A 23,016-nucleotide genomic window follows, 5' to 3' on the forward strand; every position below is an offset into this window, starting at 1 on the left:
GATTAGTTACATGACAAAAATAGCTTTTATTTTTCCAGGACAAGGCTCTCAAGTAGTGGGCATGGGGCAAGAATTTATTAATAATGCTGCAGAGAGCAAAGCCTTTTATGAGCGCGCAGATCAAGCATTGCAATTTGAACTATCAAAGCTAATGCTAGAAGGACCTGCTGAGGAATTAACGTTAACATATCATGCACAGCCAGCTTTGCTAACGACAGGTGTGATGGTGGCGGAGAAGCTACGTGCAGCAGGGATTCAGCCTCATTATGTAGCCGGTCACTCACTTGGAGAATATAGTGCATTAGTGATAGCAGGCGTACTGTCATTTGATGATGCTGTAGCGATTGTGCATAAACGTGGATTGTATATGAATGAAGCCGTACCTGCTGGACAAGGGGCAATGGCAGCTATTTTAGGCATGGAGCTAGAGGCGTTAAATGAAGTAACAGCGCAAGTTTCTGCGCAAGGTGATTCTGTACAGGTTGCCAATGTTAACTGTCCTGGACAAATCGTTATTTCAGGTACAAAGGCTGGTGTTGACAAGGCCTCCATTGCTGCGAGGGAAGCAGGGGCAAAGCGAGCAATACCTTTGGTGGTCAGTGGCCCATTCCATTCAGAGCTTATGCGCCCATCCTCAGAGAAGCTACAGGCAGCGTTGGCAGATATTACGCTATCCGCTCCTCAAATTCCTGTGATTGGCAATGTCGAGGCAAAGGAATTACAGGATGTGCCTGCTATCCAGCATGAGCTTGTGGAACAAGTATATAGCGCTGTACAATGGGAAGCATCTATGCGTGAAATGATTGCGCAAGGTGTGGATGTCTTTATTGAATGTGGACCAGGTAAAGTATTAACAGGTTTATTGAAAAAAATTGATCGCTCTGTTGCTGCTTATTGTGTTTATGATGAAGCCTCATTGCAAGCGGTTGTAGAAGCGGCAAAGGAGTGGTCAGTGAATGCGTAAATTAGAGGGAAAAGTAGCGGTAGTGACAGGAGCTTCACGTGGCATTGGACGTGCGATTGCCTTAAAGCTTGCGGATGAGGGTGCTAAGGTTGTCGTCAATTATAGTGGCTCACAGGCAAAGGCGGAAGAAGTTGTAGCAATGATTCAAGAAAATGGCGGTGAAGCCATTGCTGTACAAGCTAGCGTATCGAAAGTAGAAGAAGTAACAGCATTAATGGATGCAGCTGTTAAAACATTTGGCGCTCTCGATATTTTAGTCAATAATGCGGGTATTACAAGAGATAACCTGCTTATGCGTATGAAGGAAGATGAATGGGATGATGTCGTGGATACAAATTTAAAAGGTGTATTCCTTTGTACAAAAGCGGTTTCACGTCAAATGATGAAGCAGCGTGCAGGTCGCATTATTAATATTTCATCCATTGTAGGTGTAGCAGGTAATGCAGGACAGGCCAACTATGTAGCGGCCAAAGCAGGGGTTATTGGACTAACGAAAACGACTGCAAAAGAATTAGCTTCTCGTAATATTTTAGTCAATGCGATTGCTCCAGGCTTTATCGAAACAGAAATGACTGATCAGCTCCCGGAGGATATTAAGCAAGGGATGCTCACACAAATTCCGCTTGCGAAACTTGGACAGCCAGAGGATATTGCCAAGGCTGTTGCTTTCCTTGCATCAGACGAGGCAAATTATATGACAGGACAAACGCTTCATATTGATGGCGGTATGGTGATGTAATTTCAATTAGGCATAGGCGTTAATTTTTTGTATAATCATTTGAGGGGAGGTGAATCAATTGTCTACAGTATTAGAACGTGTAACAAAGGTAATCGTGGACCGTTTAGGTGTTGAAGAAAGCGAAGTAACGCTTGAAGCTTCTTTCCGTGATGATTTAGGTGCTGACTCATTAGACGTAGTAGAGCTTGTTATGGAGCTTGAAGACGAATTCGATATGGAAATTTCTGATGAAGATGCGGAAAAAATCTCAACAGTAGGTTCTGCTATTTCATACATCGAAGGTAAATTAAACTAATTTCATGATCACTTTATTTAGCAGAAATTTATCACCTCTTATAGATGTGATCGTCATTATCCAAAAGATATTTATGATAGGTTGAATAAAGTAGAAATTTGTTTTGCTGCTTTTCCTTGGTTAGAAGAAGCAGATCTAATAGACGAAGATGCTATTAAAGGGGACGAAATAGATCGTTTTTCGATCTATAGGCGTCCCCTTTTTTGTAATGAGCGAAAAAATTTCCAAAACATTGTATTTAAGCCGAAATACTTTTGCATAAACGCCTTGAAAAAGGTACACTAAAACGGTAGAAACTATTAGGAAGGCAGATTGTTCAATGGCTATGAAAAGAAAAGGAACTATGCAGAAATCTGGCGTACTTCCTGAAAAAGTGCGCAAACAATTCGAGCTATTACAGCATGAATTAAATATCACATTTAATAATAAAAATTTATTGTATCAAGCATTCACGCACTCATCGTATGTGAATGAGCATCGCCGTAAATTATTTACGGATAATGAGCGTCTTGAGTTTTTGGGAGACGCAGTACTTGAACTGTCTGTTTCTAAATATCTGTTTGAGAAATACCCACATATGAGTGAGGGTGAGCTAACAAAGCTACGAGCATCCATTGTTTGTGAGCCATCGCTTGTTATTTTTGCGAATGAATTAGGGTTTGGACGTTTCGTGTTACTTGGAAAAGGCGAGGAACTCACAGGAGGACGAGAGCGCCCAGCATTACTTGCGGATGTGTTTGAGTCATTTGTAGGTGCATTGTATTTAGATCAAGATTTACAAACAGTTGTAGCATTTTTAGAACGTATTGTGTTCCCCAAAGTAGAAGTCGGTGCTTTTTCGCATGTAATGGATTTTAAAAGTCAATTACAAGAAATGGTGCAGCAAACAAATAATGGACTTCTGCATTATGAGATTATTGATGAAAAAGGACCAGCCCATAACCGTACCTTTGTATCCAGCGTGTTATTAAATGGACAGGAGCTAGGCGTTGGTCGTGGAAAATCAAAAAAAGAAGCCGAGCAACAAGCCGCACAAAGTGCCATGCAAGCAATGCGTGAAGAAGCGGCAAAAGAGGAGGCTTAATAGATGTTCCTAAAACGACTAGAAGTGATTGGCTTTAAATCTTTTGCGGAGCGCATTGGCATTGATTTTGTACCTGGTGTTACAGCGGTTGTTGGACCAAATGGCAGTGGCAAAAGTAATGTCACAGATGCGATTCGTTGGGTACTTGGTGAGCAATCGGCAAAGTCGTTACGTGGAGCAAAGATGGAAGATGTTATTTTTGCGGGAAGTGACTCTCGTAAGCCACTCAATTTTGCAGAGGTAACACTTGTATTAGATAATACAGACGAGCAACTTGCTTTTTCTTATACAGAAGTCAGCGTAACAAGACGCGTATACCGTTCAGGTGATAGTGAATATTTATTAAATAACCAACAGTGTCGCCTGAAGGATATTACGGACTTGTTTATGGATTCGGGACTTGGCAAAGAAGCATTTTCAATTATTTCACAAGGCCGTGTCGATGAGATTTTAAATAGCCGCCCTGATGACCGTCGTGCTATTTTTGAAGAGGCAGCTGGCGTATTAAAGTATAAAATAAGAAAAAAGAAAGCAGAACACAAGCTTGTTGAGACAGATGAAAATTTGTATCGCGTATTAGACATTCTCCATGAATTAGACAACCGATTAGAGCCACTTGAAATGCAGGCATCTAACGCAAGAGACTATGTACAAATGTCTACCGAGCTAAAAGATTTTGATATTGCGATTCTTGTGCATGATTTTAACAATTGTGCACAATCTTTGCATGCATTGAAAGCTGAATTTACAGAGCTATCCGCCACAGAGCAAAAGCAGGCACAAAATATTGCAGCTATTGATAAGCAGACAACCAATATCCGTAAGTTATTAACAGAGTTTGATACGTTTTTGGATACTGCACAGGCTGAGCTTGTTGCTGCAACAATGGAGGTAGAGCGTTGGGATGGACGCAAGGCATTAATGGCTGAAAAGCGGCAAAATGCCTCCAATCAGCTACAGCAATTGCAAGGAGCCTTACAAGAGGCGAAGGCAGAGGTGGAAACACTGCTTGTGCAAGAGCAGGACAAAAAGGAGCAATTCTCTGAAAAGCAGCAAGCTGTGTTAACGCTTAAGCACAGCATGAAGCAATTAGAGCAATCATTAAATCGCTCAGTAACGGAAATCGAACAAGAAATTGAAGAATCTAAAAATCGTTATATTGATTCATTAAATGAAGAAGCAACGATTAAAAATGAATTAAAAAATATTGATCAGCAATTAACACAGCATAAGGCAATGGCTGCACGAATGTCTGACCAAACGAATGAAATTGGACAGGAGCTTATGCAAATTGTTGCTGAAAAAGACAAGCTAGTAGCTGCGTATACAACAACCGTAAATAACCTACAGGAAAAACTCAAACAGCAGGATGTCTTACAACAACAATTAAAAAATAGCAATGCTAGCTTTACTGACAAGCAAGAGATGCTTTATAAAGCATACCAGCATCAACAGCAGCTTAAGGCTCGAAAGGATACACTTGCAGAGCTGGAGGCAGATTTTTCAGGCTTTTTCCAGGGAGTTAAAGAAGTCCTATTAGCACGTGATAAAGGTGCATTACAGGGTATTGAAGGTGCGGTTGCGGAGTTAATCCAAGTAGAGGGGAAGTTTTCACAAGCAATTGAAACGGCTTTAGGTGCAGCTTCTCAGCATATTGTCACAACGAATGAACGTCATGCACAGCAGGCGATCCATTGGTTAAAGCAAAAAAGGGCTGGTCGAGCTACTTTTTTACCAAAGACGGTTATGAAGTCGCGTAAATTAAATATAGCAACCATTCAACTGGCAACTGAGCATCCAGCGTTTATTCAAATGGCAGATGCACTGGTAACATTTAATGAAGCGAATCGCACAATTGTTGAAAATCTTTTAGGAAATGTGATCGTGGCAGCAAACTTGGAAGGAGCCAGTCAAATTGCTAGACTATGTGGGTTTCGCTACCGAGTTGTGACACTTGATGGAGATATTGTCAATGCAGGTGGCTCATTAACTGGTGGTGCAAGCAAACAGCAATCTTCTCTTTTCTCAAGAAAAGCTGAGCTAGAAGATTTAATTGTTAAACTAGAGTCGTTACACGCTTCCATTTACAGTGCTGAGCAGGCTGTTGCAGTAGAAAAAGCTAAGCTTGCCACATTAAGAGAGCAGGTAGAGCAACGAAAGCTTGAGGGCGAGCAGCTACGAAAAGATGAAATGCAACAGGCTGGTCGTATTCGTGAGCTTGAGGCAATTGAAAAAAGCTTATCAGCGCGCGTATCTTTTGCCTCAACCGAAACACAGGATGTAAAAACGCGTGAAGAAGCACTGTTAACACAAAAACAAATGGCAACAGAGCGATTACATGCACTTGCAGCCGAGCTTATTGACATTAATCATACAGTAGAGCAATTAACAAAGGTCAAGCTGCAAGGTGAAACAGAGAAGGATGTATTGCGTGAGCAGCTAGCTGAAAAGCGCTCACAATTAGCTGTTATGCAGGAACAAATGTCACAGGTGCAAATTGCAACAGCAGAGATAGCGCTACAATTAAACAAAGCGCAACAAAAAGTCGAAAATATTTCTCAGGAAATAGCATGGCTGCAATCTGATGCGTCGACAAATCATTTAAGTGATGAAGAAATTGATGAACAGGTTGTACAATGGAAGGCAACAAGAGATACACTCCAAGCAACGATTTCTCAGAAAAAAGAGGATAAAACGAAGCAACAGCAAGAACTTGCCACATTAGAAGAACAATTGAAGGAAGTACAACGTATTCATAAAGGATACCTTGAAGCTATACGTGCCAATGAGTTGAAACGTCATCGTTTAGAATTTGAAATGGATAATTTTCAACAGCAACTTGAAGAAAACTATCAACTCACAATAGAGGAGGCGAAGGCAGAGGCTCTTATAGTAGAGGACGAGGAGCATGTACGTCGACGTGTGAAACTGCTTAAAAAATCAATTGAAGAGCTGGGTCCTGTCAATATTAGTGCGATTGAGGAATATGAACGAGTGCTTGAGCGTCATACCTTCTTAACAGAACAACGCGAGGACCTACTTGCTGCACAAGAAACCTTGCATGAAGCGATTAAAGAAATGGATGAAGAAATGACATTGCGCTTTAGTGAAACATTTTATGCGATTCGCGAGCAGTTTAAACATGTATTCCGTGAATTGTTCGGTGGTGGGCAAGCTGATTTAGTGTTAATCGATCCGCAAAACTTACTAGAAACAGGTATAGAAATTGTGGCACAGCCTCCAGGGAAAAAGTTACAAAACTTAAGTTTACTTTCTGGTGGTGAACGCGCACTAACAGCTATTGCTTTATTATTCTCGATTTTAAATATTCGACCTGTACCATTTTGTATTCTCGATGAAGTAGAGGCAGCATTAGATGAAGCAAATGTTGTTCGTTATAGTCAATATTTGAAAAAATTTAGTCGTGATACACAATTTATTGTTATTACACACCGTAAAGGAACAATGGAGGGAGCCGATGTTCTGTATGGTATAACAATGCAGGAATCAGGTGTATCTAAGCTTGTATCCGTCAAATTAGAAGATGAACCCGTACTTGCGGAGCAAAGGAGCAAATAAGGATGAGTTTTTTTAAACGCTTAAAAGATAAATTAATGGGCAATCCAGCAGAGGAAGAAAAATTACAAGATGTTGAAGCAGAGCAGGATACCGACCAACAAGCACTAGAAGAAAATGAGCCTGCTGCTATTGAAACAGATGTTGTAGAGGTAGCTGAACAACTAGAGGAAGCTTTAGAAAATGAAAACCAGCAAGCAACAGAACCGCCAGTGATAGTGGAGGACCAACAAGAGGTACAGGAGCTTACTATTATTGAAGAAGAGCCGGTGGAGGAGAAAAAGCCTTCTGCCTGGTCCATTACACAAAAATTCAAGGCTGGGCTTGAAAAAACCCGTAATTCCTTTACATCCAAAGTAAACGACCTTGTTGCACGCTATCGTAAAGTCGATGAGGATTTCTTTGAAGAATTAGAGGATTTATTATTACAGGCTGATGTTGGCTTTGAAACAGTGATGGAGCTGATGGATAAATTACGCTTTGAGGTTCAACGTAAAAATATAAAAGATACAAATGGGATTCAAGCCGTTATTTCTGAGAAGCTTGTTGAAATCTATGAGCAAGGTGAAGAAGATTTAATTGAGCTAAATATGCAGCCTGTTGGTGAGCTAACCGTTATTTTATTTGTTGGGGTAAATGGTGTTGGGAAAACAACAACAATTGGGAAGCTTGCTCATCGTTTAAAATCTCAAGGAAAAACAGTTGTGTTAGCGGCTGGTGATACATTCCGTGCGGGTGCGATTGATCAATTACAAGTATGGGGAGATCGAGTTGGCTGTGAGGTTATTAAACAATCAGAAGGCTCCGACCCAGCAGCGGTGATGTACGATGCGATTCGTGCAGCGAAAAATAGAAAAGCCGATGTGTTAATTTGTGATACGGCTGGACGTTTACAAAACAAAGTGAATTTAATGAACGAGCTTGAAAAGGTGCATCGTGTGATTTCACGTGAAATTCCAAATGCACCACATGAAGTATTATTAGCATTAGACGCAACAACAGGTCAAAATGCCCTTGTGCAAGCACAAACCTTTAAAGAAGCAACAAATGTAACAGGTATTGTCTTAACGAAGCTGGATGGTACAGCTAAGGGTGGGATTGTATTGGCGATTCGTAATAAGCTGCATATTCCAGTGAAATTTGTTGGTCTAGGTGAGAAAATGGATGATTTACAGCCATTTGATGCAGAACGCTATGTTTATGGTTTATTTGCAGAGGGCTTAGATAAAGAGCTGCAAAATAGCGAAGATTAATTGTCATAATTGCGATAAAGCAGCGCTAGGGCTGTGGTAAAGGTGAATGATCTTCCTGAAAGAGGAAATACCTCAATGCTATAATGAAAACCTTTAGACAAGGAGATTACCTTGACACAAACAGGCGCTTTTCGTTATGATACAAATGACTAATAGCGGGAGGAGAAATATTCGATGCTACTTGAAAAAACAACACGCATGAACTTTCTCTTCGACTTTTATCAAGCATTGTTAACAGATAAGCAAAGAAGTTATATGGAGCTCTATTATTTGGATGATCTCTCATTAGGAGAAATCGCTGAATCATATGGAGTTTCACGTCAAGCTGTTTACGATAATATTCGTCGAACAGAGGCGATGCTTGAGGAATATGAAGAAAAACTATGTTTACTGGAAAAGTTTCAACAACGTACCCAAATGCTTTCACAGTTAACAGATGGGATTGCACAACAAAGTATGACAGTTGAACAGCAGCTAGCGCTTATTGAGCAGTTGAAAGAATGGGATTAGGAGGCGAAGACAATGGCTTTTGAAGGGTTAGCGGAACGACTCCAAGGAACGATCCAAAAGATTAAAGGCAAAGGGAAAGTATCAGAGCAAGATGTAAAAGAAATGATGCGAGAAGTTCGATTTGCTTTAATCGAAGCGGATGTTAACTTAAAAGTAGTCAAAGAATTCGTAAAAAAAGTAAGTGAACGTGCTGTCGGCGTCGATGTTATGCAAAGTTTAACGCCAGGTCAGCAAGTGATTAAAATTGTACAGGATGAATTAACAGTACTAATGGGAGGCGAACAAAGTCCCATTAAATTTAATACCAAGCCCCCAACTGTTATTATGATGGTTGGGTTACAAGGGGCAGGGAAAACGACAACTACAGGTAAACTGGCGAATATTTTAAGAAAAAAATATAATCGTAAGCCATTACTAGTTGCCGCTGACGTTTATCGCCCAGCAGCTGTTCAACAATTACAGACATTAGGTAAGCAGTTATCTTTACCTGTTTTTGCGTTAGGCACTGATATTTCTCCTGTAGAAATTGCACGTCAGGCAATTGAAAAAGCGAAAGAAGAGCACCATGATGTTGTCATTATCGATACGGCGGGCCGTTTGCATATAGATGAAGACTTAATGCAGGAGTTAAAGGATATTCGTGCATTAAAAGAGCCAGATGAAGTCTTCCTTGTGGTCGATGCGATGACAGGTCAGGATGCTGTTAATGTTGCAGAGAGCTTTAATGAGGCAATCGGTATTACTGGGGTCGTGTTAACAAAGCTTGATGGCGATACACGTGGTGGTGCAGCATTATCCATCCGTTCTGTTACAGAAAAACCAATTAAGTTTGTCGGTATGGGTGAGAAAATGGATGCGCTTGAGCCATTCCATCCAGAGCGTATGGCATCACGTATTCTTGGTATGGGTGATGTACTATCATTGATTGAAAAAGCGCAGGCAAATGTTGATGAAGCCAAGGCGAAGGAACTTGAAGAAAAATTTAAGTCCCAAACCTTTACATTTGATGATTTTGTTGAGCAATTACAGCAGTTAAAAAAAATGGGACCATTAGACGAAATTTTAAAAATGCTCCCAGGTGCAAACAAAATAAAAGGCTTAGATAATGTGAAGGTAGACGATAAACAAATGGGTCGTGTCGAAGCTATTATTTATTCGATGACACCTGCTGAAAAGACAAATCCAGAGATTATGAATGGTAGCCGTAAAAAGCGTATTGCGAAAGGCTCAGGAACGTCTATTCAAGAGGTTAATCGTTTGCTCAAGCAATTTGAGGATATGAAAAAAATGATGAAGCAAATGACTGGGATGGCAAGTGGTAAAGGGAAGAAAAAAATGAAATTACCAGGCCTTGATTCATTGTTTAAATAATAATTCTTAGGTGTTAAGAAAAAACACTTTACAAACAACCTAAACATTGATAATATACTATCTTGTGTGAAACTTATTCGGAGGTGCTATTAAAATGGCAGTTAAAATTCGCTTAAAACGTATGGGAGCTAAAAAATCTCCTTTCTATCGTATCGTAGTTGCAGATGCTCGTTCACCACGTGACGGTCGTCAAATTGAAACAGTAGGTACTTATAACCCTCTAACTCAACCAGCTACTGTAAACATTGATGAAGAGAAAGCTCTTAAATGGTTAACTGACGGTGCAAAACCATCAGATACAGTGCGTAACCTGTTCTCAGAACAAGGTATCATGGAAAAATTCCATAACCAAAAATTCAGTAAATAATCGGGGGCGACGTTTTTGAAGCAGCTGATTGAAGCAATCGTTTTACCACTAGTCGATTATCCACAGGAAGTTCGTATTGAGACGGATGAAAATGCAAATCGAATTGTTTATAAACTTTTTGTTCATCCAGAGGATCGAGGGAAAGTCATAGGCAAGCAAGGGCGAGTAGCGAAAGCGATTCGTACAATTGTTTATTCAGCGGCAGGTAGTCACCATCAAAAAAAGACCTACGTCGATATATTGGATTAAATGAAAAGATGTATATATATCTAACAAGTCCTAGAACATTTTAAGAGATGTTTGAATACTTGATGTAGAATATGTAAAGTCTGAACGAAGGAGGAGGGAGCTTGTGGGTTCCTTCCTTTTTTGGCATATGATTAACGATATCTATGCCGAGAGAAGTACGTTTTAATTGAGGTGATCGTTGAATGGAATGGTTTAATGTAGGACGTATTGTCAATACACATGGCATTCATGGTGAGGTACGTGTATTGTCAACGACAGACTTTGAGGAAGAGCGTTTTGCAGTGGGCAATAAGCTTGCTGCCTTTAAAAAAGGTGATAAGAAGCCAACATGGATAACGATTACATCTATGCGTCGTCATAAAAACTTTATTTTATTAATGTTTGAAGGCATGAACAATATCAATCTGGTCGAGCCGTTTAAAGAAGGCATGCTAAAAATAACAAAGGATCAAATGACAGATGACTTACTTGAGGAAAATGAATATTTTTTCCATGAGATAATTGGCTGTACAGTGATTTCTGAGGAAGGCGAAACAATTGGTATTGTGCATGATATTCTTCAAACAGGGGCAAATGATGTATGGGTAGTGAAAGACTCAAAGAAGGAGTATTATATCCCTTATATAGAAGAGATTGTGAAGGACATTGATGTGGAGAATAAGAAAATAGTGATCCATGTTATGGAAGGCTTATTATGATGAATATTCATGTCTTAAGCTTGTTCCCTGATATGTTCTCAGGTGTCTTTGGTGCATCCATCTTAAAAAAGGCACAGGAAAAAGGTGCAGTAAAGTTAGAGGTAACGGATATCAGGACATTTTCAGGCAACAAGCATAATCAGGTTGATGACTATCCGTATGGTGGTGGCGCTGGTATGGTGTTAAAGCCAGAGCCGATGTTTCAGGCTGTTGAGACAATAACAGCTGGTAAACAACCACGCATTATTTTAATGTGTCCTCAGGGTGAACGCTTTACACAGAAGAAAGCAGAAGAGCTAGCACAGGAAAAGGAATTAGTCTTTTTATGTGGTCATTATGAGGGCTATGATGAGCGCATTCGCCAGCACCTTGTAACAGATGAGATTTCAATTGGGGATTTCGTTCTAACAGGAGGCGAATTAGGGGCAATGACGGTTATTGATAGTATCGTGCGGTTATTACCAGGCGTATTAGGTCAAGAAGACTCGCATATACAGGATTCCTTTTCAACAGGCCTACTAGAACATCCTCATTATACACGCCCAGCAGAATTTCGAGGGATGACAGTACCTGATATTTTATTATCAGGGAATCATGCTAAAATTGCGCAATGGCGAGAGGAACAGTCCCTTCAAAGAACATTTGAGCGCCGCCCTGATCTACTTGAGCATTATCCATTAACAGACAAGCAAAAACTGTATATAGAAAAACTAAAAAACAATCAACAAGATGCTTGATTGCCTGCTTTATTTATGATAACATCTATTCTGTACTTCTATGTGAAGTACTGAATTACGGTGTTCCGCTGTGGCATAGATTGCGTGCAAGAGCATCTGTCTAAGGAGAGAAAACAATGTCAAACATTATTGCAGAAATTACAAAATCTCAGCTTCGCACAGATCTACCAACTTTCCGCCCTGGTGATACTGTTAAGGTACACGTGAAAGTAGTAGAGGGTACTCGTGAACGTATCCAAGTTTTCGAAGGTGTCGTAATTAAACGTCGTGGTGGCGGTATTAGCGAAACTTTCACAGTTCGTAAAATTTCTTACGGTGTAGGTGTTGAGCGTACATTCCCTGTACACACACCAAAAATCGCTAACCTAGAAGTTGTACGTCGTGGTAAAGTACGTCGTGCTAAACTTTACTACCTACGTAACCTACGTGGTAAAGCTGCTCGTATTAAAGAAATTCGATAATTATGGTGTAAAGAGAGGGGCTTGTGTGGCAAGCCCCTTTTCTTTTTGCTTGTCATCTTAATTCACTTTCATCTAAAATGGTGATAGACAAGGGGGCAATTCTCGATGGAAAAACAAGTGAAAGAAAAAAATGAGTTATGGGAATGGACAAAGGCACTATTAATTGCATTTGCGATTGCTGCAATTATTCGTTATTTTTTATTTACACCGATTGCGGTTGATGGAGAGTCTATGATGCCAACCCTTGAAGATGGTGATCGTATGATTGTCAATAAAATTGGTTATAAAATAGGTGAGCCTAAACGTTTTGATATTGTGGTGTTTCATGCACCTGAGCAAAAAAATTACATAAAGCGTGTTATTGGATTGCCAGGAGATACATTAGAATATAAAGACGATCAATTGTATATTAATGGTGAAGCCATTGAGGAGCCTTATTTAGATGCATATAAAGCGCAAATTACAGAAGGCACATTAACAGAGGATTTTACATTAAATGATATCGATGTGACCTTGACGAGCAATACTATTCCTAAAGGGTATATCTTTGTGATGGGGGATAATCGCCGATATAGTAAAGATAGCCGTCATATTGGGCTTGTTGATCAAAAGGAAATTATCGGTAACACAAGTTTGATTTTCTGGCCGTTTAGTGACATAAAAATTGTAAAGTAATGCAAGAAAGGGAGCGCAGAATCACTCCCTTTTTCTTTTAGTTTAGGAGGTATAGCTGTGACGATACAATGGTTTCCAGGGCATATGGCGAAAGCCCGACGTGAAGTAACTGAAAAATTAAAGCTGGTCGATATTATATTTGAATTAATTGATGCACGTTTACCGTTATCCTCTCGTAATCCGATGATTGATGAGGTGATTCATCAAAAGCCTCGTTTATTAATCCTCAATAAAGCAGATATGGCAGATGAGCAGGAAACACGTAAATGGGTGGAGTATTTTGCACAGCGTGGACATAAAGCAGTAGCGATTAATTCACTTGAGGGCAAGGGCTTACAGCAAGTAACGAAAGCAGCACAAGAGGTTTTAAAAGAAAAATTTGAGCGTATGAAAGCGAAGGGAATGAAACCAAGAGCCATTCGTGCCATGATTGTTGGTATACCAAATGTCGGGAAATCAACTCTTATTAATCGCTTAGCAAAAAAGAATATTGCGAAAACGGGCAATACACCAGGTGTTACAAAAGCACAGCAATGGATTAAAGTTGGGAAAGAACTTGAATTATTGGATACACCAGGTATTTTATGGCCCAAATTTGAGGATCAAGAAGTAGGCTATAAATTAGCATTAACAGGCGCTATTAAAGATACCATTACCAATATGGAGGATTTAGCAGTTTACGGCTTGCGCTTTTTATCTATTCATTATCCAAAACGTATGGAGGAGCGTTATGGTTTTGAGTTCCTCCATGAAGATTTAGTAGAAACATTTGATCATATTGGCAAACTGCGCCGTGTCTTTGGAGCAGGTGGAGAAATTGATTATGACCAAGTTGCACAACTAATTGTGCGAGATATTCGCGGTTTACAATTAGGCAAGCTCACATTTGATTTCGTGAATGAACAATTGGAGAAAGAAGCATTCGTAGAAGACTAAAAGTAAAGAGACGGCTGTCAAGATTATTCACTTTCTTGATAGCTGTTTTTTTATAGTAGTGTAAATAGAAAAATTACAATCATTCTTTTTATAAGGGATCTTGTCAATAGTCGACAGCACACTACTATTGATGAGGTCTTTTTCTTTAGATGGTAAAAGGTGTCTGTCTGACAGTAATTCCATGAAGATTACTAATAAAGTATAATCTTTAAAAAAGGTGATTTTATCTCAGATGAAAAAAACTTTTCGTTTATTTAGTATGCTGATATTATTAATAGCCTGCAATATTAAAGGAGGACGAGGTATCCAATTCTATCTTGTCTAAAAACTGTAATGTGAGATATTAGCGTCTATAGGGGTGTGTGGGCTTATTCCCTCCGCCCTTCTTTATTTTGTTTTATAATGGATAAAATAAGCCGATATACGTAATAGAGATGAGGTTATAAGATATGCAAACGATTAAAGAAATTACACTCGCATTAAAAGCTGCTACAACATATGAGCCATGGATGGAGGCGCTACAGCAAGATAGTCGTGCAGGTGTACAAAAGGCATGGCAGCAATTTATTAAGCGCATGAAGCAACAACAGCAATTACAACAAGAACATGATGCAAAAATTGCCTTCGATGCGCAGTTTGGTCAGCTTGTGGCAGGGGTTGACGAGGCTGGGCGTGGTCCATTGGCTGGTCCTGTTGTGACGGCTGCTGTTATTTTACCTGAAAATTGTCAGGCATTGCTTGGCTTAAATGATTCAAAGCAGCTATCGAAGGATGCCAGAGAGCGTATGAGCCTATTGGTCAAAGAGCATGCCCTTAGCTATAGTATTCATTTTCAAAATGTTAACAGCATTGATGAACTTAATATATATGAAGCAACGAAGCAATCAATGGCTGCAAGTGTAAAGAGGCTAAACATACAGCCCAAGTTTGTAATAGTAGACGCAATGACGCTACCTATCATCACACCACAGCAATCAATTATTAAAGGAGATGCTAAAAGCCTAGCAATTGCAGCTGCCTCTATTTTAGCCAAAACAGCGCGTGACCATTATATGGAGGAGCTAGCAAAAGAGTTTCCACAGTATGGCTTTGAGCAGCATGCAGGCTATGGCACAAAGCAGCATTTAGAGGCACTTACTAAATATGGACCGACAATTCACCATCGAACAAGCTTTGAGCCGATAAAATCTATGTTACAGAGGTGAGAGCATGACATCTACATCATTTAATCCGATTCAAACGCAACAAAATGCACTAACAGCAAATCAACCACTTGCCTTAAAGCAAGGACAAGTATTTCATGGCACAATTAAGCAGTTATACCCAGATCAAATGGCAGAGGTGCAAGTAGGCAACCAAAAATTTGTCGCAAAGCTAGAGGTTCCTTTAAAGGCTGGAGATGCCCATTTCTTTCAGGTAACAGGCACAAATCCACAAACGGAATTAAAGGTTGTCACTGGTCCAATGGCACAAACTGCCTCTCCAAGCCAGCAGATTAACCAATTATTGGAATCTATGAGTTTACCTAAAACGCCAGAGATGCAGCAATTGCTAGGGCATTTTATGAAGGCGCAGCTCCCAATTTCTAAAGATCAGCTAGCACAGGCTGAAATATGGCTGAAGGCATTGCCAGAGGATGTTTCCAAAGCGGATGCATTGCAGGTTATTCAAAAAATGGTAGAGCTGAAAATGCCAATGACCAATGATATTTTTCAAGCGCTGATGAGCGGTCAAAAAACTTCTGGTATGACAACAATAATGGATAATTTTGCACAGCTTTTAGCAAAGGATACAGCTTTACCTGAAGCGCTTAAGCAAAATTTAATGCAGCAGGTTCAGGCAATTGCTAAGCCTTTTGAGGTCGAAACAGGTAGCCTTATGTTAGCGAGAGCTATCCAAACATTAACAAATAATGCCGCAACAATAAGTGAAAAAATGCAAACATTAGCCCTTTTAAAAGAAGCGGGAATTGTGCCCCAGCAGGCTACATTGCAGAATTGGGCAACGATCAATGATCCAAAGGCCACCCAACCAATGCAGCAGGCTGGTCAGGTTGTACAAACGATTCTTGCAACAAAGCCTGAAAATGCTAGTCAGCTTATTGAACAACTCAAATTATGGACAGCGAATCAAAATTTTCTAACAAATGAGCAAAAGCAGCAGGTTAATCAGTTAATTGCTCGTTTTAGTCAGTTGCCTGTAACTAAGCAAACATTAGATGTTTTTGCTAAACAGATGCAGGAGCAGTTACTAAAAGCATTTGCCCAAAACACTGCGGATCGTTTATTTACACAGGATGCGAATGCACTTTCTAGTAAGGAACATTTATTATCCCTGATCAGGCAAGAGGCAGCTTCTCCCTTGCAAAATGAAGCCTTGATGCGTAGCCTTGTGAAAAGCAGTGTTGAATCACTGCAGCCGATGATTCAGCAAATGATCACGCAGGCAGACGCGCTTGTGCAAAATTCAATGGATAGTAAGGCAATGGAACACGCGCTAAAAACAGTTTTGAAAAATTTGGGCGTTAGCTATGAGGCAACACTTAATAGCAAGTCAGCAGATTTACAAATGATTGCCCATCAGCTAAAGCCACAGCTCCATACATTATTGCAGGAAACAGTGATTACACCGCCGTTAAAGGAAGCGACAGAAATGCTCATGACACGTATGAATGGTATGCAGCTATCATCAGGTGAAAATGGGCATCAACATCAACTTGTGATGCAAGTACCTCTTGAATTCTTTGGCAAGAAAATGGATGCCACATTACAATGGAATGGACGTATGAAAGACGATGGCAAAATTGATGCCAACTATGCCCGTGTTTTATTTTATTTACAAATGGAATCCATGAAAGAAACGGTTATAGATATGCAGGTGCAAAATCGAGTGGTTACTGTAACGGTCTTTAATGAGCATACAGATATGCAGTCGCTGGCAGAACCATTAAAAGCGGCCTTAAAAATGGGCTTAGCAGAAAAAAATTATCAACTATCAGGCGTCTTTTTGAAGCCCTTTGATAAGACGCCAGCAGATAAAATAAGCCCTGTAGTAGAACAGCGTGAGGAGCAGAGTGGGGTGGATATCCGCGTATGAGTGAGGAAAAATTTACGCGTAAAGAGGCTATTGCGCTTACTTATAAGATGGGACAAGTTGAGAGTCCAACTGTTGTAGCGAAAGGAAAGGGAAAGATTGCAGAGAATATTTTGGCACGTGCAAATGAGCATAATGTGCCGATTTATGAGGATCCTAACCTTGTACAGCTACTTGGTCAATTAGATTTGAATGAGTCAATTCCAGAAGAATTATATCAAGCGGTGGCAGAGGTTTTTGCCTTTATTTATCGTTTAGATCAACAACATGCACAGAAGTATAGAAAAAATGGATTATTCTGATTACTTTTATAAGCTGTATTAATACACGAAACAGCAAAAAGTGTCATAATAAGAGAGAAAATTCGAACAAAAGACAAAGTGTAGACTTTATCAGAATCTTTCGTTAGAATAGTCTATGTTAGTAAAACAATTTTATGTAAATGTTTGATGGGAGGATGTATTATGAATATCCATGAATATCAAGGGAAAGAGATTCTGAGAAAATATGGTGTTGCTGTACCAAACGGAAAAGTTGCTTTTTCCCCTGATGAAGCAGTGAAAGTAGCGAAGGAACTTGGCTCAAATGTAACAGTAGTCAAGGCGCAAATTCATGCAGGTGGACGTGGTAAAGCAGGTGGCGTAAAAATCGCCAAAAACCTTGACGAGGTACGTACGTACGCAAAAGAATTATTAGGAAAAATTTTAGTGACTCATCAAACAGGTCCTGAAGGAAAAGAAGTAAAACGCTTATATATTGAAGAAGGTTCTGATATCCAAAAAGAATACTATTTAAGTTTAGTATTAGACCGTGCAACATCTCGTGTTACAATGATGGGCTCTGAAGAAGGCGGTATGGATATTGAGGAAGTGGCTGAAGAAAGCCCAGAGAAGATCTTCAAAGAAGTAGTAGATCCTGTAATTGGGTTAACAGGCTTCCAAGCGCGCCGTATGGCATTTAATATGAATATTCCAGCAAACCTTGTGGGGAAAGCTGTTAAATTAATGTTAGGTCTATATCAAGCATTTGTCGACAAAGATGCATCAATTGTAGAAATTAATCCACTTGTTGTCACGGGTCAAGGGGATGTAATGGCACTGGACGCTAAGTTTAATTTTGATGCCAATGCATTATATCGACATAAGGATATTGTCGAATTGCGCGATTTCGATGAAGAAGATCCAAAAGAAATCCAAGCATCGAAATATGATTTAAGCTATATTTCATTAGAGGGTAACATTGGCTGTATGGTTAATGGGGCTGGTCTTGCTATGGCAACGATGGATACGATTAGTTATTATGGCGGAAGCCCTGCTAACTTCCTAGATGTAGGGGGCGGTGCCACAGCTGAAAAAGTAACAGAGGCTTTCAAAATTATCCTTTCTGATCCACATGTAAAAGGCATTTTTGTTAATATTTTTGGCGGTATTATGAAGTGTAACATTATCGCTGAGGGTGTTGTAACAGCTGCTAAAGAAGTTGGTTTAGCTGTGCCATTAGTTGTACGCCTAGAAGGTACAAATGTAGAACTAGGAAAAGAAATTTTAAATGCATCTGGTTTAAACATCGTTGCAGCGGATTCAATGGCTGACGGTGCACAAAAAATTGTGGAACTAGTAGGCTAAGGAAGGCAGGGAGAACAATGGCTGTATTTATTAACAAAGATACAAAGGTAATTGTACAAGGGATTACGGGCGAAACAGCTCTTTTCCATACAAAGCAAATGCTTGAGTATGGTACAAAAATCGTAGCAGGTGTAACACCAGGTAAAGGTGGACTTGAAGTAGAAGGCGTTCCTGTTTTCAATACAGTGTCAGAGGCTGTAGCAGTAACAGGTGCAACAACTTCGGTTATCTATGTACCTGCACCATTTGCAGCAGATGCTATTTTAGAGGCTGTTGATGCAGAATTAGACTTAGCAATCTGTATTACAGAGCATATTCCTGTCCTTGATATGGTGAAGGTGAAACGCTATATGGAAGGTAAAAAGACACGCCTAGTTGGTCCTAACTGTCCAGGTGTTATTACAGCTGATGAATGTAAAATTGGTATTATGCCTGGTTATATTCATACAAAAGGTCATGTAGGTGTTGTTTCTCGTTCTGGTACATTAACGTATGAAGCCGTACATCAATTAACACAAGCAGGAATCGGACAAACAACTGCTGTAGGGATTGGTGGAGACCCTGTCAATGGGACTAACTTTATCGATGCACTTGAAGCGTTTAATAATGACCCAGAGACATATGCTGTTGTGATGATTGGCGAAATCGGTGGAACAGCTGAAGAAGAAGCGGCTGAATGGATTAAAGCCAATATGACAAAACCTGTTGTTGGCTTTATTGGTGGACAAACTGCCCCTCCAGGAAAACGTATGGGTCACGCAGGTGCGATTATCTCTGGTGGTAAAGGAACAGCAGCCGAGAAGATTAAAGCGATGAACGCAGCTGGCATTGAAGTAGCTGAAACACCTTCTGTTATCGGTGAAACATTAATCAAAGTCATTAAAGAAAAAGGGCTATACGAAAAATGTAAAACCCATTAAAATGAAAGATGTAGCGCATTGTTGCTACATCTTTTTCATTATTTATACATTGCTTACGATACTTCTAAAAAAGTAAAATTAATGACTACTAATTCCAATGATGAGCTAGAGCTTTTAATGGTGATGGAAGAGGATTTCTGTCGCCTCACATTGGTCATAAGTGGAAAGCGAGTGTCGAACGAGGAAGCCCTTCTATCTTAGCATGGACATAATTGTTTGCAAATTTGTTTATGGAGGGTTTAAAATTCATGGTATGATCAATAAATACCTACTTACTGTGATAAAGCAAATATTTTTAATTATAAATGATGGGAAAGATTTTCGATGGAGGTTGTGTTGAAATCATTATGCGGTCATTTCATTTCTTCTATAAAATAAGGAGGCTTGTTAAATGATCTTTGCAGTAGATTCACAGAGATTACTAGCTTTGCATTATGTATATCCATTACCACTTCAGAAACTCCAACAATTATTATCCCCAGAGGATGTATTGAGTCATTTTGAAAATATTCACTATACTGAGATTGCGAAAGTTTTACAAATATCGGCACGTAAAGCGTTCCAAATCTCTCAAAACTTTCGACAAATTATGACAATCCCGTTTGAAGAGGCCTATGCACGGGCTAATATTTTCCCCATCCCTTTTTATCATCCTTATTATCCAGCGCAATTATTTGAAATCTCTAGTCCACCTACTGTATTGTATGTGAAAGGTCGGTATACCTTGTTAACAAACAACAAACAGATAGCGATTATAGGTTCTAGGAAGGCCACAGCGTATTCACTTAGAGCGATAGACTTTATTATCCCGCCACTTGTTCAGCATGATTATACGATTGTTAGCGGGCTAGCAAAAGGTGCTGATACAATGGCTCACAAGGCAACAATAAAGATGGGTGGTCAAACAATTGCTGTGCTTGGACATGGCTTTAATTATCTTTATCCTAAAGAAAACCAAGCGCTTGCTAAACAAATGACTGAGCACCAGCTATTGGTGACGGAGTATCCTCCCTATATGAAGCCAGAAAAATGGCATTTTCCAATGCGTAATCGTATTATTAGCGGTTTAGCTCAAGCTTTAGTTGTGACAGAAGCGGCATTAAAAAGTGGCACAATGATTACAACAGAACTTGCCTTAGAGCAAGGGAAGGATGTATTTGTTGTACCAGGACCTATTGATGCAGAGCAGTCCAAGGGGACAAATCAACTACTTTTGGAAGGGGCATTTCCAGTAATAAATGGTCACCAAATCATTGAACAACTGGATCTCTTTTCTAACAAAAATTGAAAAAAAGTTGCATTATCTTAAAATCTGTTATACATTTTGCAACAGGTAACTTAAAAAAATAGTAATAGACCTCGCTAAGGGGGAGATATAGATGGCGGATTATTTAGTGATTGTAGAATCACCAGCAAAAGCAAAAACAATTGAACGTTATTTAGGCAAAAAATATAAAGTAAAAGCATCGATTGGACATGTTCGAGATTTACCAAGAAGTCAAATGGGCGTTAATACAGAAAACAATTATGAGCCCAAATATATTACAATTCGTGGTAAAGGACCTGTTTTACAGGAATTAAAGACGGCTGCTAAAAAAGTGAAGAAAGTATTTCTAGCAGCCGATCCAGACCGCGAGGGAGAAGCGATTGCTTGGCACCTTGCGACTGCATTAAACATTGATATTAACTCAGATTGTCGAGTTGTCTTTAATGAAATTACAAAGGATGCCATTGTTGAATCCTTTAAACATCCTCGTCCGATCAATTTAGATTTAGTGGATGCCCAACAAACTAGACGAATATTGGATAGACTTGTTGGCTATAACATTAGCCCGATTTTGTGGAAAAAGGTAAAAAAAGGCTTATCAGCAGGTCGTGTACAATCTGTAGCCTTACGTTTGATTATTGATCGTGAAAATGAAATTAAAAACTTTCAGCCAGAGGAATATTGGACGATTGAGGGGACATTTGAAAAAGGTAAAAAAGCTTTTGATGCTCTTTATTATGGCAATGGTAAAGAGAAAATTAAATTAACGAATGAAGAGCAAGTAAAGGCCATATTAAAAAATGTAAAAGGCACAAATTTTGAAGTTGTCAACGTATCGAAAAAAGAACGTAAACGTAATGCGGCACCAGCCTTTACAACTTCTTCCCTGCAACAAGAAGCAGCAAGAAAATTAAATTTCCGTGCTAAGAAAACAATGATGCTTGCTCAACAATTATATGAAGGAATTGATATTGGTAAAAAAGAGGGCACAGTCGGCTTAATTACGTATATGCGTACCGATTCTACACGTATTTCGGATACGGCAAAAGCAGAAGCGACTACTTACATCGAAACAAAGTACGGTAAAGAATATATTGCGACAGAGGCAAAGCAAGCGAAAAAGGCTTCAAATGCACAGGATGCGCATGAGGCAATTCGTCCAACGAGTACAATGCGTACACCAGAGGATTTAAAAGCGGTGCTGAGCCGAGATCAATTGCGTTTATATCGTTTGATTTGGGAACGCTTTGTTGCCAGTCAGATGGCACCAGCTATATTGGATACGGTAGCAGTAGACCTTCAAAATGGTGATGTTTTATTTCGTGCGAATGGCTCACAGGTTAAATTCGCAGGCTTTATGAAACTCTATATCGAAGGTACTGATGATCAAGCGGAAGAAACAACAAAGCTTTTACCTGAGATGGAAATTGGCGATCAAGTAAAATCGCTTGAAATTGAGCCTAAGCAGCATTTTACACAGCCACCACCACGTTATTCTGAGGCGCGTCTTGTGAAAACAATGGAAGAACTAGGTATTGGACGCCCATCCACATATGCACCGACCCTCGATACAATTCAGCGCCGTGGCTATGTTGTATTAGATACAAAACGCTTTATGCCAACAGAGCTCGGTGAAATCGTACACCAACTCGTATTAGAGTTTTTCCCAGATATCATAAATATCGAATTCACAGCAAAAATGGAGCAGGATTTGGATGAGATTGAAGAAGGTAGTCGTCAATGGGTAGAGGTTGTTGATGCGTTTTATAAGGACTTTGAGGTGCATGTAAAGCATGCAGATGAAGCGATGGAAAAAGTTGTGATAAAAGATGAGCCTGCTGGTGAGGATTGTGAGCTATGTGGCTCACCAATGGTCTACAAGCTTGGGCGCTATGGCAAATTTATGGCATGCTCAAACTTCCCAGATTGCCGCAATACAAAAGCTATTATGAAGCCAATTGGTGTAAAATGTCCTTCCTGTGAAACAGGTGAAATTGTAGAGCGGAAAAGTAAAACCAAGCGTTTATTCTACGGCTGCAATCAATATCCAGAATGTGAATTTGTATCATGGGATAAGCCGATTAGTAGACCATGTCCGAAATGTAGCGCATTATTAGTGGAGAAAAAGATTAAAAAAGGTGTACAAATTCAATGTACAAAATGTGACTATGAAGAAGCACCAACTCAATGATAGGA

The 23,016-nt window shown here is 39.7% G+C and carries 22 protein-coding genes; all 22 read left to right on the forward strand.

Features of this window, described 5'->3' with window-relative positions; genetic code table 11:
- Positions 1-10 precede the first annotated feature (10 nt).
- The 22 genes from fabD (at position 11) to topA (ending at position 23,011) form a co-directional block, all read left to right on the forward strand.
- On the forward strand, positions 11-964 hold the full coding sequence (fabD, locus tag ADM90_RS04720; RefSeq protein WP_053993892.1) for an ACP S-malonyltransferase: 954 nt from the start codon (positions 11-13) through the stop codon (positions 962-964).
- On the forward strand, positions 957-1,703 hold the full coding sequence (gene fabG, locus ADM90_RS04725) for a 3-oxoacyl-[acyl-carrier-protein] reductase (protein WP_053993893.1): 747 nt from the start codon (positions 957-959) through the stop codon (positions 1,701-1,703). The genes fabD and fabG overlap by 8 nt, the downstream gene beginning before the upstream one ends.
- Before the next feature lie 58 nt (positions 1,704-1,761).
- Entirely contained in the window at positions 1,762-1,998 is a 237-nt protein-coding gene (gene acpP / locus ADM90_RS04730) for an acyl carrier protein (protein WP_053993894.1), read from the forward strand.
- Positions 1,999-2,317: 319 nt separating this feature from the next.
- On the forward strand, positions 2,318-3,082 hold the full coding sequence (rnc, locus tag ADM90_RS04735) for a ribonuclease III (protein ID WP_053993895.1): 765 nt from the start codon (positions 2,318-2,320) through the stop codon (positions 3,080-3,082).
- Positions 3,083-3,085: 3 nt separating this feature from the next.
- Positions 3,086-6,661, forward strand: a complete 3,576-nt coding sequence (smc, locus tag ADM90_RS04740; RefSeq protein ID WP_053993896.1) for a chromosome segregation protein SMC — start codon at positions 3,086-3,088, stop codon at positions 6,659-6,661.
- 2 nt (positions 6,662-6,663) lie between these two features.
- Entirely contained in the window at positions 6,664-7,911 is a 1,248-nt protein-coding gene (gene ftsY, locus ADM90_RS04745) for a signal recognition particle-docking protein FtsY (RefSeq protein ID WP_053993897.1), read from the forward strand.
- Between the two features lie 174 nt (positions 7,912-8,085).
- Positions 8,086-8,421 (forward strand): putative DNA-binding protein, encoded by a 336-nt coding sequence (locus tag ADM90_RS04750; protein ID WP_053993898.1) that lies wholly within the window; start codon positions 8,086-8,088, stop codon positions 8,419-8,421.
- A 12-nt stretch (positions 8,422-8,433) separates the two neighbouring features.
- A complete protein-coding gene (gene ffh / locus ADM90_RS04755) occupies positions 8,434-9,792 on the forward strand; it encodes a signal recognition particle protein (protein ID WP_053993899.1) in 1,359 nt (452 codons plus the stop codon).
- Between the two features lie 94 nt (positions 9,793-9,886).
- Positions 9,887-10,159 carry a 30S ribosomal protein S16 gene (gene rpsP / locus ADM90_RS04760; protein ID WP_010858419.1) on the forward strand — a complete coding sequence of 91 codons (273 nt, stop codon included), beginning with the start codon at positions 9,887-9,889 and terminating at the stop codon, positions 10,157-10,159.
- A gap of 15 nt (positions 10,160-10,174) precedes the next feature.
- On the forward strand, positions 10,175-10,408 hold the full coding sequence (locus tag ADM90_RS04765) for a KH domain-containing protein (protein WP_053993900.1): 234 nt from the start codon (positions 10,175-10,177) through the stop codon (positions 10,406-10,408).
- Positions 10,409-10,590: 182 nt separating this feature from the next.
- Positions 10,591-11,106 carry a ribosome maturation factor RimM gene (gene rimM / locus ADM90_RS04770; RefSeq protein WP_053993901.1) on the forward strand — a complete coding sequence of 172 codons (516 nt, stop codon included), beginning with the start codon at positions 10,591-10,593 and terminating at the stop codon, positions 11,104-11,106.
- Positions 11,106-11,843 (forward strand): tRNA (guanosine(37)-N1)-methyltransferase TrmD, encoded by a 738-nt coding sequence (trmD, locus tag ADM90_RS04775; RefSeq protein WP_053994891.1) that lies wholly within the window; start codon positions 11,106-11,108, stop codon positions 11,841-11,843. The genes rimM and trmD overlap by 1 nt, the downstream gene beginning before the upstream one ends.
- 116 nt (positions 11,844-11,959) lie before the next feature.
- Entirely contained in the window at positions 11,960-12,304 is a 345-nt protein-coding gene (rplS, locus tag ADM90_RS04780) for a 50S ribosomal protein L19 (protein WP_053993902.1), read from the forward strand.
- Positions 12,305-12,409: 105 nt separating this feature from the next.
- Positions 12,410-12,979, forward strand: coding sequence for a signal peptidase I (gene lepB, locus ADM90_RS04785; protein ID WP_053993903.1), 570 nt, complete (start codon positions 12,410-12,412; stop codon positions 12,977-12,979).
- Positions 12,980-13,036: 57 nt separating this feature from the next.
- Positions 13,037-13,915 (forward strand): ribosome biogenesis GTPase YlqF, encoded by an 879-nt coding sequence (ylqF, locus tag ADM90_RS04790; RefSeq protein WP_053993904.1) that lies wholly within the window; start codon positions 13,037-13,039, stop codon positions 13,913-13,915.
- Between the two features lie 449 nt (positions 13,916-14,364).
- Positions 14,365-15,120: a ribonuclease HII gene (locus ADM90_RS04795; protein WP_053993905.1), complete on the forward strand. Its 756-nt coding sequence runs from the start codon at positions 14,365-14,367 to the stop codon at positions 15,118-15,120.
- A 4-nt stretch (positions 15,121-15,124) separates the two neighbouring features.
- Positions 15,125-17,011, forward strand: a complete 1,887-nt coding sequence (locus ADM90_RS04800; RefSeq protein ID WP_053993906.1) for a hypothetical protein — start codon at positions 15,125-15,127, stop codon at positions 17,009-17,011.
- Positions 17,008-17,310 (forward strand): EscU/YscU/HrcU family type III secretion system export apparatus switch protein, encoded by a 303-nt coding sequence (locus tag ADM90_RS04805; RefSeq protein WP_053993907.1) that lies wholly within the window; start codon positions 17,008-17,010, stop codon positions 17,308-17,310. Before ADM90_RS04800 ends, ADM90_RS04805 begins: the two co-directional genes overlap by 4 nt.
- Positions 17,311-17,472: 162 nt before the next feature.
- Positions 17,473-18,633 (forward strand): ADP-forming succinate--CoA ligase subunit beta, encoded by a 1,161-nt coding sequence (gene sucC, locus ADM90_RS04810; RefSeq protein ID WP_053993908.1) that lies wholly within the window; start codon positions 17,473-17,475, stop codon positions 18,631-18,633.
- 17 nt (positions 18,634-18,650) lie between these two features.
- Positions 18,651-19,553 carry a succinate--CoA ligase subunit alpha gene (gene sucD, locus ADM90_RS04815; RefSeq protein WP_053993909.1) on the forward strand — a complete coding sequence of 301 codons (903 nt, stop codon included), beginning with the start codon at positions 18,651-18,653 and terminating at the stop codon, positions 19,551-19,553.
- A gap of 391 nt (positions 19,554-19,944) precedes the next feature.
- Positions 19,945-20,841: a DNA-processing protein DprA gene (gene dprA, locus ADM90_RS04820; protein WP_053993910.1), complete on the forward strand. Its 897-nt coding sequence runs from the start codon at positions 19,945-19,947 to the stop codon at positions 20,839-20,841.
- A gap of 91 nt (positions 20,842-20,932) precedes the next feature.
- Entirely contained in the window at positions 20,933-23,011 is a 2,079-nt protein-coding gene (gene topA, locus ADM90_RS04825; protein ID WP_053993911.1) for a type I DNA topoisomerase, read from the forward strand.
- The last annotated feature ends 5 nt before the right edge of the window (positions 23,012-23,016 follow it).

Origin of the sequence: Lysinibacillus macroides (assembly GCF_001281525.1) — a bacterium.
GTDB lineage: Bacteria > Bacillota > Bacilli > Bacillales_A > Planococcaceae > Lysinibacillus > Lysinibacillus macroides.

Bases quoted from the DNA above. Each gene is read 5' to 3' on its own strand.
- fabD (WP_053993892.1), top strand. From the start codon at position 11: ATGACAAAAATAGCTTTTATTTTTCCAGGACAAGGCTCTCAAGTAGTG.
- fabG (WP_053993893.1), top strand. From the start codon at position 957: ATGCGTAAATTAGAGGGAAAAGTAGCGGTAGTGACAGGAGCTTCACGT.
- rnc (WP_053993895.1), top strand. From the start codon at position 2,318: ATGGCTATGAAAAGAAAAGGAACTATGCAGAAATCTGGCGTACTTCCT.
- smc (WP_053993896.1), top strand. From the start codon at position 3,086: ATGTTCCTAAAACGACTAGAAGTGATTGGCTTTAAATCTTTTGCGGAG.
- ftsY (WP_053993897.1), top strand. From the start codon at position 6,664: ATGAGTTTTTTTAAACGCTTAAAAGATAAATTAATGGGCAATCCAGCA.
- ADM90_RS04750 (WP_053993898.1), top strand. From the start codon at position 8,086: ATGCTACTTGAAAAAACAACACGCATGAACTTTCTCTTCGACTTTTAT.
- ffh (WP_053993899.1), top strand. From the start codon at position 8,434: ATGGCTTTTGAAGGGTTAGCGGAACGACTCCAAGGAACGATCCAAAAG.
- rpsP (WP_010858419.1), top strand. From the start codon at position 9,887: ATGGCAGTTAAAATTCGCTTAAAACGTATGGGAGCTAAAAAATCTCCT.
- rimM (WP_053993901.1), top strand. From the start codon at position 10,591: ATGGAATGGTTTAATGTAGGACGTATTGTCAATACACATGGCATTCAT.
- trmD (WP_053994891.1), top strand. From the start codon at position 11,106: ATGAATATTCATGTCTTAAGCTTGTTCCCTGATATGTTCTCAGGTGTC.
- rplS (WP_053993902.1), top strand. From the start codon at position 11,960: ATGTCAAACATTATTGCAGAAATTACAAAATCTCAGCTTCGCACAGAT.
- lepB (WP_053993903.1), top strand. From the start codon at position 12,410: ATGGAAAAACAAGTGAAAGAAAAAAATGAGTTATGGGAATGGACAAAG.
- ADM90_RS04795 (WP_053993905.1), top strand. From the start codon at position 14,365: ATGCAAACGATTAAAGAAATTACACTCGCATTAAAAGCTGCTACAACA.
- ADM90_RS04800 (WP_053993906.1), top strand. From the start codon at position 15,125: ATGACATCTACATCATTTAATCCGATTCAAACGCAACAAAATGCACTA.
- ADM90_RS04805 (WP_053993907.1), top strand. From the start codon at position 17,008: ATGAGTGAGGAAAAATTTACGCGTAAAGAGGCTATTGCGCTTACTTAT.
- sucC (WP_053993908.1), top strand. From the start codon at position 17,473: ATGAATATCCATGAATATCAAGGGAAAGAGATTCTGAGAAAATATGGT.
- sucD (WP_053993909.1), top strand. From the start codon at position 18,651: ATGGCTGTATTTATTAACAAAGATACAAAGGTAATTGTACAAGGGATT.
- dprA (WP_053993910.1), top strand. From the start codon at position 19,945: ATGATCTTTGCAGTAGATTCACAGAGATTACTAGCTTTGCATTATGTA.
- topA (WP_053993911.1), top strand. From the start codon at position 20,933: ATGGCGGATTATTTAGTGATTGTAGAATCACCAGCAAAAGCAAAAACA.